The sequence below is a fragment of the Frigoribacterium sp. Leaf263 genome (assembly GCF_001422285.1).
In the GTDB taxonomy this organism is placed as follows: Bacteria; Actinomycetota; Actinomycetes; order Actinomycetales; family Microbacteriaceae; genus Frigoribacterium.
The window spans coordinates 122,236-138,004 of the sequence record NZ_LMMO01000004.1 but is presented as its reverse complement, the minus strand read 5'-3'; the positions used below and the strand labels follow the sequence as shown (position 1 = coordinate 138,004).

At 63.7% G+C, this 15,769-nt stretch carries 16 protein-coding genes and 1 pseudogene; 10 read left to right on the top strand and 7 right to left on the bottom strand.

All coding sequences use genetic code 11. The annotated features are described in order from the left end of the window. Window positions 1–92 precede the first annotated feature (92 nt). The 5 genes and pseudogenes from rpsF to dnaB all read left to right on the top strand — a co-directional run. Window positions 93–455: pseudogene (rpsF, locus tag ASF17_RS09860) on the top strand (30S ribosomal protein S6); the annotation flags it as partial. Between the two features lie 102 nt (window positions 456–557). Next, on the top strand, window positions 558–1,115 hold the full coding sequence (locus ASF17_RS09855) for a single-stranded DNA-binding protein (RefSeq protein WP_055798988.1): 558 nt from the start codon (window positions 558–560) through the stop codon (window positions 1,113–1,115). A 66-nt stretch (window positions 1,116–1,181) separates the two neighbouring features. Next, on the top strand, window positions 1,182–1,442 hold the full coding sequence (gene rpsR, locus ASF17_RS09850; protein WP_043595327.1) for a 30S ribosomal protein S18: 261 nt from the start codon (window positions 1,182–1,184) through the stop codon (window positions 1,440–1,442). A gap of 25 nt (window positions 1,443–1,467) precedes the next feature. Continuing rightward, the gene (rplI, locus tag ASF17_RS09845; RefSeq protein WP_055798983.1) at window positions 1,468–1,920 is read left to right on the top strand and encodes a 50S ribosomal protein L9; all 453 of its coding nucleotides are present in this window, start codon (window positions 1,468–1,470) and stop codon (window positions 1,918–1,920) included. Window positions 1,921–2,502: 582 nt separating this feature from the next. Continuing rightward, the gene (dnaB, locus tag ASF17_RS09840) at window positions 2,503–3,888 is read left to right on the top strand and encodes a replicative DNA helicase (RefSeq protein ID WP_055798980.1); all 1,386 of its coding nucleotides are present in this window, start codon (window positions 2,503–2,505) and stop codon (window positions 3,886–3,888) included. A gap of 593 nt (window positions 3,889–4,481) precedes the next feature. Here the strand turns inward: dnaB and ASF17_RS09835 are convergent. The 4 genes from ASF17_RS09835 to ASF17_RS09825 all read right to left on the bottom strand — a co-directional run bounded on the left by ASF17_RS09835 (window position 4,482) and on the right by ASF17_RS09825 (window position 9,960). After that, on the bottom strand, window positions 4,482–5,579 hold the full coding sequence (locus ASF17_RS09835) for a HigA family addiction module antitoxin (protein ID WP_055798977.1): 1,098 nt from the start codon (window positions 5,577–5,579) through the stop codon (window positions 4,482–4,484). Window positions 5,580–5,609: 30 nt separating this feature from the next. Continuing rightward, window positions 5,610–5,918, bottom strand: coding sequence for a type II toxin-antitoxin system RelE/ParE family toxin (locus ASF17_RS09830; RefSeq protein WP_055798972.1), 309 nt, complete (start codon window positions 5,916–5,918; stop codon window positions 5,610–5,612). A 514-nt stretch (window positions 5,919–6,432) separates the two neighbouring features. Then, complete coding sequence (locus ASF17_RS15560) at window positions 6,433–9,249, bottom strand: hypothetical protein (protein WP_156357383.1); 2,817 nt, start codon at window positions 9,247–9,249, stop codon at window positions 6,433–6,435. 345 nt (window positions 9,250–9,594) lie between these two features. Further along, the gene (locus tag ASF17_RS09825) at window positions 9,595–9,960 is read right to left on the bottom strand and encodes a winged helix-turn-helix transcriptional regulator (RefSeq protein WP_055798969.1); all 366 of its coding nucleotides are present in this window, start codon (window positions 9,958–9,960) and stop codon (window positions 9,595–9,597) included. 86 nt (window positions 9,961–10,046) lie between these two features. On the opposite strand from ASF17_RS09825, the gene ASF17_RS09820 reads away from it, so the two are divergent. Beyond that, a complete protein-coding gene (locus tag ASF17_RS09820; protein ID WP_055798964.1) occupies window positions 10,047–10,448 on the top strand; it encodes a RidA family protein in 402 nt (133 codons plus the stop codon). A gap of 38 nt (window positions 10,449–10,486) precedes the next feature. Here the strand turns inward: ASF17_RS09820 and ASF17_RS09815 are convergent, their stop codons facing one another. After that, entirely contained in the window at window positions 10,487–11,239 is a 753-nt protein-coding gene (locus tag ASF17_RS09815; RefSeq protein WP_156357382.1) for a hypothetical protein, read from the bottom strand. 226 nt (window positions 11,240–11,465) lie between these two features. On the opposite strand from ASF17_RS09815, the gene ASF17_RS09805 reads away from it, so the two are divergent. The 3 genes from ASF17_RS09805 (at window position 11,466) to ASF17_RS09795 (ending at window position 13,446) form a co-directional block, all read left to right on the top strand. Then, window positions 11,466–12,122, top strand: a complete 657-nt coding sequence (locus tag ASF17_RS09805; RefSeq protein WP_055798955.1) for a hypothetical protein — start codon at window positions 11,466–11,468, stop codon at window positions 12,120–12,122. A 182-nt stretch (window positions 12,123–12,304) separates the two neighbouring features. Further along, complete coding sequence (locus ASF17_RS09800; protein ID WP_055798952.1) at window positions 12,305–12,805, top strand: hypothetical protein; 501 nt, start codon at window positions 12,305–12,307, stop codon at window positions 12,803–12,805. Window positions 12,806–12,942: 137 nt separating this feature from the next. Then, entirely contained in the window at window positions 12,943–13,446 is a 504-nt protein-coding gene (locus tag ASF17_RS09795) for a hypothetical protein (RefSeq protein ID WP_055798949.1), read from the top strand. Between the two features lie 143 nt (window positions 13,447–13,589). Here the strand turns inward: ASF17_RS09795 and ASF17_RS09790 are convergent, their stop codons facing one another. After that, on the bottom strand, window positions 13,590–14,153 hold the full coding sequence (locus ASF17_RS09790; protein WP_055798945.1) for a hypothetical protein: 564 nt from the start codon (window positions 14,151–14,153) through the stop codon (window positions 13,590–13,592). A gap of 423 nt (window positions 14,154–14,576) precedes the next feature. Between ASF17_RS09790 and ASF17_RS09785 the strand changes: the two genes are divergently transcribed. Next, entirely contained in the window at window positions 14,577–15,497 is a 921-nt protein-coding gene (locus ASF17_RS09785; protein WP_156357381.1) for a hypothetical protein, read from the top strand. 43 nt (window positions 15,498–15,540) lie between these two features. On the opposite strand, the gene ASF17_RS09780 is transcribed toward ASF17_RS09785, so the two are convergent. After that, window positions 15,541–15,744, bottom strand: coding sequence for a hypothetical protein (locus ASF17_RS09780; protein WP_055798938.1), 204 nt, complete (start codon window positions 15,742–15,744; stop codon window positions 15,541–15,543). Window positions 15,745–15,769 lie beyond the last annotated feature (25 nt).

Sequence of the window (15,769 nt, the reverse complement as noted above, 5' to 3'; positions counted from 1 at the left end):
GGTTGCGTGCGCCTCACGGCGCCCCGCGACCATGAATACCCTCCTGTCGCAGACCGTCTGCGACCGTTAAGTCCGAAGGAGGTGGGTTAGTCATGAACCAGTACGAACTGATGGTCATCCTGGACCCCGAGATCGATGAGCGCACCGTCGCCCCGAGCTTGGACAAGTTCCTCAACGTCATCCGCAACGATGGCGGCACGATCGACAACGTCGACATCTGGGGCCGCCGTCGTCTCGCCTACGAGATCAACAAGAAGACCGAGGGCATCTACGCCGTCGTCAACCTGACCTCGAACCCGGCCGCCACGGTCGAGCTCGACCGTCAGCTGGGTCTCTCCGAGGCCGTGCTGCGCACGAAGGTCCTCCGTGCGGAAGAGGCCATCGCGATGGTCGCCGCCGCCAAGAAGGTCTCCGACGAGAAGGCGGCCCGCAAGGCCGCCAACGCCGCCGTCGCACCCGCCGCCGCTCCTGCCTCCGCCTCGGCTCCCGCCGCGTCGGTCGCCGCCGCGTCGTCGGAGAAGCCCGCACCCGCCGCACCGAAGGCCTCCGAGTAGCCGATGGCTGGCGAGACCGTCATCACAGTGGTGGGAAACCTCACCAGTGACCCCGAGCTGCGCTACACGCAGAACGGGCTCGCGGTCGCGAACTTCACCATCGCGTCGACCCCCCGCACGTTCGACCGCGCGTCGAACGAGTGGAAGGACGGCGAAGCGCTCTTCCTCCGTGCCAGCGTCTGGCGCGAGTTCGCCGAGCACGTGGCCAGCAGCCTCACCAAGGGCAGCCGTGTCATGGCTCAGGGGCGGCTCAAGCAGCGCTCGTACGAGACCAAAGAGGGCGAGAAGCGCACCAGCATGGAGCTCGAGATCGACGAGATCGGCCCCTCGCTGCGCTACGCGACCGCTCAGGTGACCCGCGCCTCCTCATCCCGCGACGGCGCTGCCGGAGGCTCCTTCGGGGGCAACCGCGGCGGCGGCCAGCAGGGTCAGGTCGGCGGCGGTCAGGCGCAGGAGCCGTGGGGTCAGCCCGCGGCCGCACCGCAGGGTGGCAGCACCTCGGGCGGCGACGTCTGGAACACCCCCGGCGGCGGCACCTACAACGACGAGACGCCCTTCTAGGCACCCTGCCTCAGGGCACCTCGTCCCCCTTCAGTACTTCTTCTTCTCATCTGAAAGCAGACCACAATGGCTGGAAAGAGCAGCGGCGACCGCCGCAAGCCCCTCCGCGGCAAGGGCGGCAAGAACGCCGCTCCCGCGAAGTCGATCCGCGTCGGCGTCATCGACTACAAAGACGTCGCGACCCTTCGCAAGTTCATCTCGGAGCGTGGAAAGATCCGCGCCCGTCGCATCACCGGCGTCTCCGTCCAGGAGCAGCGCCTCATCGCCCGTGCCGTGAAGAACGCCCGCGAGATGGCGCTTCTCCCCTACGCCGGCTCCGGCCGCTGATCAGCGCCGACTTAGGAGAGAACGCATGTCGAAAGTAATCCTCACGCACGAGGTCTCCGGCCTCGGCTCGGCCGGTGACGTCGTCGACGTCAAGAACGGCTACGCCCGCAACTACCTCGTCCCCCAGGGCTTCGCCGTGGCGTGGTCGCGTGGTGGCGAGAAGCAGGTCGCTCAGATCCGCACGGCCCGCGAGACCCGCGAGCTGAAGACGATCGAAGAGGCGCACGACCTCAAGGCCCGCCTCGAGGCCCAGAAGATCCGTCTCACGGTCAAGACCGGTGCCGACGGTCGTCTGTTCGGTTCGGTCCGCCCCGGCGACATCGCCGACGCGGTCACCAAGCAGGGCGTCGCCACCATCGACAAGCGGAAGGTCGAGATCCCCTCGGCCATCAAGCTCGTCGGTGAGCACGAGGCCACGCTGCGTCTTCGCGAAGACGTCATCGCCACGATCACCCTCACGGTGGTCTCGGCCAAGTAGCTCTCTGAGCTTCGTCGAGCGGCGTCCCTCCTGTCGGGAGGGGCGCCGCTTTTCCGTGCGCCGGGGACCGTTGGTCGTTCGCGCGCGCGTCGCCCGTCAGAGGGGCGCACAGGGGCTGCTGAGGGGCCGAGGAGGCGCGGGCCGGCGGAGTGGGACCGGGTTACAGGAAGCTGAACGGCAGCCGAATCCGTATCGGTCACCGCGCCTCCCTGTCAAGTTCTCTGTGCACAGGCAGAAGTCAAATCGGGAGTCTCGACCCCGGGTTGAGACTAGTTTTTACACACAGGGTGAGTAAACCGAAATGCCTGGTCAGAGGTGGGTAAGGGCGGTAAAGTATCTCTTTCTCCACAGGTTGATCCACAGTTCTCCCCAAGCGCTCCCGGCGTTTCGCACGGGTTCTCCCCAGAGTTATCCACAGGCTCGTTTGCTGTGGAGAACTAGGTGTCCATATGGTGTACACGCGCTCGGAGGGGATGGGTCGCGGCGGTTCGGGCAGCGATGTCGGGGGTCCGCTGTAGAACAGTCCCGAGTGTCGTTTCGTGCCCGTCGGCACGCGCCCGATCAGCTCTTGCAGGAGGCCCCATGTCGCTCGCCCAACTCGGTATCGCCAGCGATTCGCCGCGTGACCGCGATCGCCCGGCGATGGGTTCGGGCATGGACCGCGTCCCGCCGCACGACCTGCTGGCCGAGCAGAGCACGATCGGCGGCATGCTGCTGAGCAAGGACGCCGTCGCCGACGTCATCGAGACGGTGCGCGGCATGGACTTCTACGTGCCGAAGCACGAGGTCATCTACGACGCGATCCTCGGGTTGTACTCGCACGGTGAGCCCACCGATGTCATCACGGTCAGCGACGAGCTGATGAAGTCGGGCGATCTGTCGCGGGCCGGGGGAGCCGAGTACCTGCACACGCTGACCGGTGTCGTGCCGACCGCGGCGAACGCGGGCTACTACGCGTCGATCGTGGCGGAGAAGGCGGTGCTGCGCCGTCTTGTTGAGGCCGGCACGCGGATCGTGCAGATGGGTTACGCCAGCGAGGGCGAGGTCGTCGACCTGGTCAACAACGCCCAGGCCGAGGTCTACAACGTGGCCGGGGGAGTCCAGACCGAGGACTACGTGCCGTTGAACGAGGCTGTGACGGTCGCGATCGACGAGATCGAGGCGGCCAAGGGTCGTGACGGTCAGATGACGGGTGTGCCGACGGGGTTCGCGCAGCTCGATGCATTGACGAACGGTTTCCACCCCGGGCAGCTGATCATCGTGGCGGCGCGACCGGCGCTCGGTAAGTCGACGTTGGCGCTCGACCTGGCGCGGGCGGCGTCGATCAAGCACGGGCAGGCGTCGGTGTTCTTCTCGCTCGAGATGGGGCGCAGCGAGATCGCGATGCGTCTGATGTCGGCCGAGTCGAGTGTGCCGCTGCAGAACATGCGCAAGGGCACGGTGGATGCGCGTGACTGGACGAACATCGCCCAGGTGCGTGGCCGGATCAACGATGCGCCGCTGTTCATCGACGACAGCCCGAACATGACGCTGGTCGAGATCCGCGCGAAGTGCCGGCGTCTGAAGCAGCAGCACAACCTGAAGCTCGTGGTCATCGACTACCTGCAGCTGATGACGTCGGGCAAGCGCGTCGAGAGCCGTCAGCAGGAGGTGTCGGAGTTCTCGCGTGCGCTGAAGCTCATGGCGAAGGAGCTGCAGGTGCCCGTGATCGCGCTGTCGCAGCTGAACCGTGGCCCCGAGCAGCGCGCCGACAAGAAGCCGGCGATCAGCGACCTGCGAGAGTCCGGCTCGCTCGAGCAGGACGCCGACATGGTCATCCTGCTGCACCGCGAGTCCGCCTACGAGAAGGACAACCCCCGCCAGGGCGAGGCCGACTTCATCGTCGCCAAGCACCGCAACGGGCCGACGGACACGATCACCGTGGCGTTCCATGGGATGTTCTCGCGGTTCGTGGATATGCCTAGCTAGGCTGCGGGTTGTCCGCCAAAAAATTTTTCGGAATGACACCTAACGTGTCGGAAATACGGACATGGACACGTTGTTTGGCAATGCCCACGGGCCACGTCCGGCTCGAGTCCTAGGAGGCTTGGTCATCTTCGACGCGTTCATATGATATTCCGTCGTTTTACACAGCGAGGACTAGCTATTTGAGACGTGTAAGCGCTTCATCCGTGTCCTGGGGTCGAGGCGGCCGATCGACAGTCGGGGAGTCCGCCTGTCGACCGACGATCGGACATGATCAATCCTTGGTGAACGGCGACGTCTTGTGAGGCTGGGCCGGCTTATGGCGCAAGTCTGCCCCGCCGGGGTCAGATAATCGCACTGAAGACACTCGTGGCGCCTTCGACCGTGTCATCAGCAGATCGTCCGTAAGACGGCGACGTCCGGACCGCATCAGACTTCGTATCGAAACAACAGTGGCCAGGAGTGGGGCACGAAGGACCCATTGATCAGAGTGCAAAGAAGTGGGGCCGAGATGCGCCATCCTCGTAAGCTGGCGTCGTCACCTCCAGCGCGTTCCTCAGTCTCCGAAACCAACCAATGCCCTAATCCGTGCGGTGTCAGGCGTTGAAAGTTCCGCTGAGGTCCACAAACAGGCGGTTCCCGTAGCCGTACGGCAGCCATCGCTTGCGGTGCATCTGCTGCACGGCGACGCCCGGCGCCACTCCGATCTCAGCTGCCCGTCGCGAAATGTCTTGGTCGGTGCTCAACCCGCGGAACGGTTCGATGCCGTCTTCGCCGAACAGTACCTGCATGGCGAACGTGTTGGCCTGCTTCTCCGCGACCGTGGTGCGCTTCTTATCACTCCGATATTCCAGGTGCATCTCGCCGCGAGGATCGTTCAACACGTGCCCAAGCTCGTGAAACAGGGTCCATACAACGAAGCCATCCCTGCCCCATCGCCCGGTCTGCTGGATGACGGGCACCCGTTTGTTGATCCATCGAGTCATTCCCAGCAGCGGGAAGTTCGCTGGCGGAGGTACAACCATGAACACCACGCCGACGTCGGCGAGCATGGCAGCAACGTCGTGCAGCATAAGCACGTCGGGTGTCGCGGTTCGCTGCCGAAGCGCCGGTAGCGCGGCCTCCAGGCGCTCCTGCGTGTACGAAAACGAGCGGCCCCGTTCAAACGGCTCGCTGAACTCGGCTGCCCGCAACCAACTCGACAGCAAAGTGGGGTCGACGGTGGCGTTCGACTCCTTGAGCGCGGCAAGTGCATAGTCACCACGGTTGGCAGAGTCATGCACGTGCGTGTAGGCGTCCCAGGTCCCGCACCGGTGGAACGCAAGAAAGTCCGATACGAACTTGCCCGGCTCACGCTTAGTGGACTTCGTCGCACCGAGGCTGCGAAGGTACGTCGCAGCGCTCGGGTGGATATCGTCGAAGTGGTCGGCTAGGTGTTCTTCATCGGCGATGCGGGCAAGGTCTGCCCGGTACGCAGCCTCGTACCGCAGCCAAGCGTCAGCAGGGATACCCACAACTCGCTGAAGCCGCGCGGCAGTGTCTGCCGTGATCGGCGTGCGGCCGTTCACAATCTCGTTAACGTGCTTACGGCTGCACCCAAGGCGATCCGCGACGAGCTGCTGAGAGAGACCGTTGTCCTCGATCCACTCCTCGAGGTACTCGCCGGGAGCGACGGCATAGTTCGTGGTGGTCATGGTGTCTCCTTACAGGAGTTGCTGGGCTCGTCACGCACCGTGGTAATCCTCGATGTCGACAACGGTGACTTTGGTTGCATGCAGCTTGTCGGGGTCCGGCTCGACGATGAGGCGCCAGTTGCCACTGAGCTCCCCGGACCAGCTACCGGAGCGGACGCCTTTAAGGTCGTGCCAGGCGCCACCGGGATCTTCTACGGGGAGGTCGCCAAGCGTGCGAACCGCGTACAACGCCTTCACCCGTAGACGCAGCTTCTTCTCGAGTTGCGGCCACTTCCGACGCATCTCACGCTCGTCCGCGCACTGTTTCTTCAGCTTGTTGCTCTTGTAGAGTACCCGCAACCACTGTCACCGATCTCGTTACAGCGTAACGCTTGTGGCCCTCAGGGTATGCCCGACTCCCAGCTGCCCCTGATCCGACGATTCCTCGCGGACAGAAGGAATCTATACGACCACTTCGCTCCAGCGCCTCGCCGAAGCCGCGGGCCATCAAGCGGGCGAGTTGATTCCTACGACACCGGATCCATCGTGAGTCACCTTTCAGGGGTGGGGGACGAGTTCCACGGAGGCTTGCGGACCGCAACGGTCACTACCGGCACAGTCCTGAGGCGAAAGGGGGGATGTCTTCCTCCGACTCGCCGCATCAAAATTCACATTCTGAGGCGAAGAACCGAGTGATTCAGCGCCAAGTTCCACGCAAGTTCTGCCCGACCCTCGAAGGCTCCGCGCGAACAGTTGTGTGCTTTGGCATTGACTCCATTAGTGAACTTCCTCAATCTAACCAGGGGTCTGTATCAACCGTTTCCACGACCGACGATATTGACCTACATTTATTAGACTGCAATGTCTCTGTAGTCTAAGTACCCGAAGTACCGAGATACGTAGACCGTGCAGGCACTAAGTCTTCATGGTCAAAGCCGAGCAAATCAGCGAGCTGCCATAGATAATCACCACTGCTCGAAGACTGTATTTCTTTGCTGCCGGCTAAGCCGAGATGAGCGAGTTCTGCAGGCGACGGGGGCCAGGATAGCCGACGATGATCTTCCTTCAAATTGCGCACTCGAACTGTGCCCGCTCCGTCGTCAACTACTACGGTTTGGGCAAGATAGTGACCTCTGAGAGCATCTGGAGACCAAAAGACATCAACGAAATAAGATTCATTTGTGGGCACACTTGGCAACAGGCCAATTTCATTGAGGGCTGTTTGCAACTGCTTACGAGCAATTAGGGCAGTTTTGATGCGTGGTTTAAAAATCTCTACATTTGGTGACACTTCAATCTTAGGAAGGTAGCGGTTGTACTCACGCCCTCGTCGTTTCAGATCCCCTGCTAGTTGGCTCAGGGGCCCCTCAATCGCTTTGTCACGAGAAAATCTACCTGTGATGAGTCCTATTCGCTCGTCTGGTCCAAGATAGCCAGCGGCTCGTAGTCGAAGCTCGCGAAGTGGGTCGTGCATGAGGCCTGGCCAGTCCGACTGAGATAGTTGAACAGCGTCCTTTTCCTGTCCGCCGATAACTTCGAATATCAAAGAGTTTGAGAGTTCATCATCAACTTGAATAAGGTAGCGACGAGGATGTTCAAGTCCTAAAGCTGATGCCGCCTGTGAGGGAAGAATGTGTCGGAGGCACTTCTCTGCTGCCATGCGCGCAGTTGCAATCTCGAGCAAGTGGTCTGCATTGTGCAATGATATTGACTTGATTGGTTCTGCGCCTTCGAGAATATCAACCACCCCTCGCCAAGCTACGCGTTGTGGCGGAAGCAACAAAGGATCGTCAAAAGTGATGCGAGCTGATATCGGGAACTTCCTCAAAGCATCCACAGCCACTTGCTGGTCGGCGTGTGTCTTGAAAGTCATGGTGATGCTAACTGACATAGCTTGTATCTTTAGGGTGAAACCAAGCGCAATCATAGATGATATAAGCTGAATTTGGTTGTCGGTTCTCCGCAACTTCTCAAGCGCAGCTTTATGGCCCCTCAAATCTCTGACACCTGTCGCAATCGAGGCCTGGTGGAACTTTGGCACTAGTGGGCGTACATAAGCGTTGAAGGCTTCCGAAGCTATATTCTGTATCGGCTGAGCCGCAAAACGCTTCTCAATTTCACCAATCAGTGCAGCATGGCTTACAATATCTGGAATCACGGCACCCGTCATCGAGAATTGCTCGTCCGCCGCCGAGACGGTCATGTTCGCTGACAGCAGGCGTTGCAAGGCGTCGATCGGGTTCTCTAGTGGACTGTGCCTGTGGCCAGCCCACCGAACAACCGCGGCGGTATCTGAGAACTGGCCCAGCGTGCCATCAGGCTCGCCCAATTCGAGAAGCGCCCACATTATGGCTGCTTCGTCATCTTTGATATTCGTCAAGGCCAATAGATAGGGCGCTAATGCATCTGCACGAATAGATCGGATAAGCGTGGGTAAGGCCGTATACGTCCAACTTTCAATCCAGTCAGCTTCTTCGAGCCAAGACTTGACTTTATCGAATGCTGCTGCGGAGACTTCCATTCGTTCGGAACTTTCCAGAATACGGTCCCAGATGTCAACTCGGCGTCGGTCGTGGAACCAAGTCGTGTCGGTAGCAGCGACAAAGATACCTGTCCGCACCAGGACCCGTCGTAGCGCGCCGAGTCCCATGGCGTCAGTGTTCAAGTACGAGGTCAGGAACTCGTCTGGGGGAGCGTCTCTAAAGACTGCCAGCTTTGAGGCTTGCAGGCGTTGCTGCTCAGGAACCTGGTTCCAAGAATTTTCTAGTAGCGCCGAAAATGCCATTTCCGGCGCGAGCTCGGAAAGTGGTAGCCCTTCCTTTTCGAGGGATAGGGCCGCCAGGATGAATAGAGGGTACCCGCTTGTCACGCGTCCGAGGGCATCCCAATGGGCAGGGATAATTCCCTGGGATTCACACCATTGATCTATGTCTGTTTGTTTCAAGGGTTCAAGCCGCAGGGTCGAGACCCCACGTGTACGCAGGAGGGCAAGAGTGTCACGACCCTGAATATCTGCGTCACTCAGGGCGACGACGAGGGCAAAAGTCGCTTCTTCGCTTTCGGCTAGAGTCGTCAGCAAAGCCGTATCATTCGCAGACAGACGTTCCCCGTGATCAAGGCGAATCACGAGATGACTTTCACTCCAAGACGCAATTTCTTTCGCTATTTTGCTAAGTTCTGCGGCAACATCCGAACTAATAAATTCCCCGAGTCGTGTTTCGAACGTATTCTCAGCCGCTGTCAACACATTTTGCAACCCTGAGCGAATGATGTCCGCGGTTTCTTTGCCGACTTTTGAAGCTAAAGCTCCGAAGGCGGCATCGACGATCAATGCACCTGCTTTTTTTGCGCTTGCGCTTCCCGCGCTTTTGACCAGGTCGTCGAGACGGCCCCAAATTTGAAGGTCTCCCGGATGGGACTCCTGGTGACTCCTAACGCAGTCACCGAGGCCCTTCGCGATGGCTGATCTCAGCGAATCGTCGACTCCAGATACATCGTGGATTTCACTCAAGAGCGTACTGCTGGGTGCAACGCTTCCGAGTCCACGCAGTACGTGCGATTTACCGACACCTGAGTCGCCGGCCAGAATAACCACGCCTGGCGGTGTGTCAAGAATGGTCTCAACGACTTGGTCCCGTCCCCACATGCCTTGTACGCCCATGTCCCCATTCTTACGCATGTGGAGTTCCATGGCTGTCCAGCGTCCTAAAATGGTCATCTGGACTTTAGCCTCTAAGATATGTGAAATCTTCTAGGCTGAGTTTCGGACTTGATTTTGCCTGGGATGGGGCGCGAGAGCTAAGAGAATTGTTTTCGTGACGGCGCACTTACTGGTGTCAATTCGTCGTGTGCGCTAGGCGGCTATTGCCCATAGAAGTGAGGGTTCCGATACCTCGGGACTGCGCCCATCAGGGCGGTGTCCTTGGCGCAGGTTCCGTGGTGATGCAAATGTCCACGCGCGGGGTCGCCACGAAGTCAGCGCTCTCCTCCGTGCTTTCGCCGCCTTGATAGGTGATTTCTAGCGGCGCCTCCTGGGCTAGGGGGCTTCGCGGGCGTAGAAGGTGGTTCGGGCGGCGGTTATGGCGGGGAGGCTGGTGGTGGTCCAGCGGTAGAGGGCGTCGATGAGGGTCTGGACGGAGTGGGCAAGAGGGGTGAGGCGGTACTCGACGGCCACGGGGCGGGTGGTGAGGACGGCTCGCTCGACCATTCCGTTGCGCTCGAGGCGGCGGAGGGTCGTCGTCAGCGACTTGGGGGAGACGTCGGGCAACGCACGCCTCAGGTCGTTGAAACGGCGGGGGCCCTCGCAGAGCTCATCGATGATGTGGAGCGACCAGCGGTCAAGGAGCTCGCCCAGCAGCTCGCGGTGCTCGGGCGTGATGACGGCTGCGTCGGTGTCGTGCATGCCACTTAGTTTCGTTGAAGTGCCCTGGAGTCGTCCCGTAGACAGTCCTGCGACGGCTGCCAGGGTGGCGGCCTCGAGAGGATGACATGACAGTTCAGCTCAGCAGCCCCGCGGGGATGCTCGCTCCTGCTCCGTACCACCACGTCTCGGTCGCCACCGGGTCTCGGCTCGTCGAGGTCGCGGGGCAGGTGGCTCATGGGGCGGACGGGGTTCCGGCGGATCTGGCAGGGCAGGTGGCGTCGGCACTGCGGAACACCGCGGTGGGGCTGGCCGGGGCGGGCGCGTCGTTCGCGGATGTGACCCGGCTGCGGTTCTTCGTCACCGAGTGGTCGGTGGATCAGATGGACGACTTCATGGCCGGGGTGCTCGCCGTCGCGGGGGAGTTGGGGATCCCGTCGCCGATGCCGCCGGCGTCGCTGGTCGGGGTGGAGATCCTGTTCGAGCCGGGTGTTCGGGTGGAGGTGGAGGCCTCGGCCGTGGTGGGGTGAGCCGAGTCTGCTCGGGCTACCGCCTCGGGGCCGGGGGCTCAGCAGTCGCTCTTGATCTCGTTCGGACCGATGATCGATGCGATGACACCCCTCTCGCTGAAGACCGAGGCGCCGTACGGTCGGTAGTCGCCCTCCCTGACCTGGGGGTTCCTGACGAGGTCGTAGACGATGGAGAGCAGCTCCCGGTCGGGCGCCGTCGCGAAGTCGTCCTTCACGGTGGCGTCGAAGGCCGCGTCCAGCGCAGCGACGGAGTCCCCGACGGCCTCGCCGGTCAGGGTCTCGATGCGGACCGAGCGGCCGTCAGACGTCGCCACCGCGGTCTCGTTCGTCCCGAAGCTGAGCGTCCCGTCGTCGGTGTGGATATCGGGCGTGCCGATCCGGGTCGTGTCGCCCCAGGCCCAGGCCGTCTGTGCTCGAACGCAGCTCGCCGCCTCGAGGTCGCTCGAGCGGGGCTCGCCCAGCACCTCTGACAGGGTCGACACGGCGTCGTCGAGCGGCGTGCCGACCAGGGCGATCGTGGCGACCTCGGAGTCGGCTTCGCGGAGAGACAGCTGCGTGGCGGACACCACGATCGTGTCGACCGAGTCCAGAGCGTCCGCGCCCTGTTCGGGAGCCGCAGCGGTCGTCGACGGCGCAGGAACCGGCGACGTCGAGGCGGAGGCTGAGGCGGAGGGCGACGAGGTGGGCGTCGCAGACGGCGCCGCTGAATCGGTCGTCGTGCACCCCGCCAGCACGGCCATGACGGACACGGACAGGACGGCTGCTGCCGTGATTCCCCAAGGACTTCTCATGATCCGACCGTAACGCCGTCGACCGGCCTCCGACCGCTCGTGGGCCGCATCTCCGTCGCCAGAGAACCGGTGTCATCCTCCCGGACGACATCGATCGATCGCCGTGACGGGATCGTGATCTCAGGAGGCGCGGAGTCATCCTCGAGGACGACACCAGTCGTGCAACGGCTGGCTAGCGTGGACGAGCCGGACCACGGGGGTCAGCACACGAGTACGGGAGAACGACATGATCACACGACGCATCGGCACGATCGGGGCCACCGGCCTCGCCCTCGTCCTGCTCGCCGGCTGCGCGGGCCAGACCACGCCGGCCGAACCCGTCTCGAGCACGACCGACACGGCCTCCACCTCCTCGTCGCCGAGTCCGTCGGACACGGCGACGACCGAGTCGCCGGCCGCCGCGACCCCGGTCACGATCCCGACCGACTGCACGCAGATCGTCGACGAGGCCGCCTACACGAAGAACTTCGGCGACATCCCGCTGAACCCGGTCGAGTTCGGCTACTCGGGCACCGCCTCCGGAGCGAAGACGCCGTCGGACGCGAGCGACGGGGCGAGCGCGATCGAGACCATCCGGGCGGCGAACGAGCTGTCGTGCTACTGGCGCGACCCGCGATCGGACGCCTCGGGCATCGGCGTCGACATGGCGCGCCTGGACCCGTCGATCACCGGCCCCCTGCTGGAGGGCTTCGCCGCCGAGGGCTACGACTGCACCACGACCGACGGCGGACGCCTCTGCCAGCTCGTGACCCCCGACCCCCAGTACCCGGTCGACCGCACCCAGACGTACTTCGTCCGCGACGACATCGTCGTGACCGTCGATCAGACGAACGTGCCGACCGACGACCTGATCGGGTCGATCGCCACGCGCCTCTGGGGCTGACACCGCGCCTCCCGCACCCGTACCCGTCCGCGGGTTCGCAACGCTGTCTCCAGCGCCCGACGCAGCTTTCTCCCCGTCCGCGTCGACTGGTGCAGCACAGCACGTCCCGCTCACCCACGTCGCACCTGCCGGTGTTCGAAGCAGACCTGTGGCTGCGTTCTCGAGTGGGCTACGGTGCTCGCATGTCCGCGTTCAGGAGGCTCACGACGGTCCTCCTCGTGGTTGCCGGTCTCGTGCTCACCGCACTGGTACTCGTCTTCTACGCCTACCTCGGCTATCTCTTCGGCCTGGGGTCCGAGAGCGAGGCGGACGAGCTGACGCAACCGGTCTTCTCCAGTCTGATCGGGTCAGGTGCGGAACTCGCCTGCGAGCGGTCGGAGAGTGACTCTGATACCCAGAGCGCCTATTTCGGGTATTTCCTGGCTTCCGATTCGACGGCCGTGATTCAGGCTCTGCAAGACGAATCGGCTGCCCATGGTTGGGACCTGCGCGAGGTGACGACGGCGGCTGATCGCGCGAACGCCATCACCACGTTCGCGTCCCCTCACCAGGACGGTCTCGGCCATCTCGACGTCGAGGTGAGTTCGGGGCCGCTCCGAGCTGATTGTGGATGGACGTCGCAAGTTCTCGAGCCACGTGATGGTGACGTCGCGATAGCCCTTCACGTTCGGGCGGGCTCCTAGCCGATTGAGACGCCTGCCATGATGTGGGTGGGGCACCGGGGGTCTGCTGGTCGGGGTGTCTGGCTCGCGGGGACCGTGCCATGAGCGCGCGAGCCACAATGGTGTTGTGTGCGCCGTCACCGTCATGGAGGAGGAACGTGTCGAAGCCCAGACGGCCGCCGAAGCCGATCGAGCCGCTCACGGCTCGGCAGAAGCGCGACCTCAAGGTGACGGGGATCATCCTGCTCGTGTTCGTCGGGGGCATGGGCCTTGTCTTCGCGGCGATGCTGATCTGGAACGATCCCGACTTCCCCCGCGAGATCGCCGAATCGACCCCACACAGCGTCTTCGAGACCGACGACGGCCGCCCGGGATCGTGGGAGTACCTCGACGAGAACCTCGCGGCGCACCCTCTCGGCGAATGCGTGCGGATCGACGGGTGGCGCAATCAGCGGCCCTGGCAATGCACCTCGGCTGACGGATCACATGTCTTCACCTTCCGTGACCCGGGCGGACATACCGGCGGCGGCTTCCAAGACGAGGCCCTCACCGTCGACGGCCGAGACGTCCCCATCGAGTGCACCCTCGAGAACGACTGGGACGCCCTCATCTACTGCGCGCCCCTGTCGGCGATCCCGACGCCCGCGGCGCGAGGGCGGTGAGGGGCGGGATCCGATGATGCGCGCCTCCTCGCACGTCGGTCGACGCTCGGGGTCTCGGCGGTTCCGCCTTCCGTGGGCGAGCTTCTGAGGAAGTCGACCAGACGGGACGTCCGTCCGAGTGCGAGGTCTCGCTGCTGGTCGATCTAGCCCCGGGCAGCGTCGAGCAGGGCGGTGAGGGCCTCGTCTCGCGTGGGGAAGCTGCCGTAGTCGACGTCACGGGGTGTCGTGGCCGTCCAGCCCCCGACACGCGAGGACAGGAGGACACCGACGTGGTCGGTGAGGAAGCCGTGCTCGTCGGTAGCGGGGGAGGTGAACACGTCGTAGAACGTCGGGCCGCCGTCGTTCTCGAGCCACTCGGCGTTCGGGCGGAGCAGGGTCCCGCGGAGACCCGCCTCGAGTGCACCGCCTCGCTCGGCGAATGCCGCAGCTCGTCGGTCGACTGCTCGGCTGAGCCGATAGAAGACGAGCTCGCGACCCGCTCGCGCTCTCATGAGCGCGTTCTTCAGGGCGGCGGACTCGAACGCGTAGAGGCTCGTCCCACCCCAGACCGCGGCTCGCTCGTCGGTCGCCCAGACGCGGTAGCCGACGTAGTCGTCGCCGGTCACTACGACCGTGTCCATGACGTTGCCGTGGTTCTCGAAGATCTTCAGGCGCAGCTTCTCAGCGTCGCGCAGTGCGACGAGTTCTTCTCGTGTCAGGTCTGGCATGCGTTTCCCCCGGAGCGGGCGGCGGTGGACGCCGCGCCTCGCCCATCCTGTCAGGCCGGCGAGGCGGCCCGCGGAGGACGGCACCCGTGGGGGAGTCGCGGCCACCGCCTCCTGAGGGAGGCGACCTGGGGCTTCTCGGCCGGCCCGCGAGCGAACGGGCCCGAACTGGGGCTGGAAGAGGTGAGGATCGCTCCTAGGCTCGATGGGTGTCACTGAACTCACCATCACGCAGCAAGGCGCGCGGCATCCTGACCGAGCAGACGTTCCTCGAGACTCCGGCTGTCTGAACGCGTGGGGATCTACATCCGCGAGAGCATCAGAACGGGGCCGTTCCGCTTCGCTGCCCGCGAGACCGCGGTCGACGTGAGCACTGGTCTGCCGGGTTATGGGACACGTGCAGCGCCACGCGCCAACTATGTGACGATGCGCGGTGGGGGACTGACGTACCGGGCCACCCGTTCCCGGGCGGAACGGTCGAGGCGACCCGCGCCTCCTCGGCAGTCGGCGACACCGGAGGGTGTCGACATAAAGGACGTCACCGGGGCGGCCGTCCACGAGCTCATCCCGACGGGGCGGGGCGACATCGTCGAGCAGCTCAACAGCGCTGCCGGTCACCGGTCGTGGCTCTGGCTCATCGCCCCACTGCTCTTCGCGGCGGGGCTCGTGCTCGCGCCGTGGGGATGGGCGCTCTCGGGTGCAGCGGTGGCGGCACTCGTATTCCTCCTGCTGCGCGACCAGGCCACGAGCCGCGTCGTCGTCTTCTACGACGTCGACGGCGCGGACGAACGCTGGTTCGAGTCGCTGGTCGACACGACGAAGATCGCCGCCGGCTCGCAGAGGATCTGGCGCGTGCTCGAGTCAGGGCAGGTCGTGACCACCCGCCAACACAAGACCAACGCCGGCGCCGCGAACCTGATCAATCGGATCGTGGCGACCGTGAGCTTCGACGCCCCGCGCCATCTCGCGACCAACATCACCGTGCCGACCATCACGGCAGGCAGCACGAGCCTGCACTTCCTCCCCGACCGGATACTCGTCAAAGACGGCCGGCACTACGCCGACGTCGCGTACGGCGACCTCTTCAGCGGCGCCACGACCACACGCTTCATCGAAGCGGCCGGAGCGGCGCCCCGCGACGCTCAGAAGGTCGACCGGACGTGGCAGTACGTCAACGTCAAGGGCGGACCCGATCGTCGCTACTCGAACAACCCCGAGCGCTCGGTCATGCTCTACGGACAGCTCGAGATGTCGTCGCCGAGCGGGCTCTATTGGAAGGTGCAGACCTCTGCGACGTACGTGGCTGCTCAGCTGAACGCGGCGCTGCGGGCGGCGCCGCGTCACTGACCTCCCGGGCCGTCGGTGTGCGGGATGTCGTGACTTCTCGGGCTCAGCCGTGGTGGCGCGGGGGAGACCAGCGGATCCGGGGCGGCGGCGTGTGCGCGTCGGGGTGGTCGAACCAGAGGGAGATGAGATCACGGGCCTCGCGAGGGGCCGTGGACCTGCTGGCCGCCGCACCGAGGATGCCGAGCTCGGGGACGTCGAGCATCCAGAAGGTGCGGTCGCGGTACACGAACACGTCGTAGCGCTTCATCGATCTCCGAGGGGGACTCCGCTCT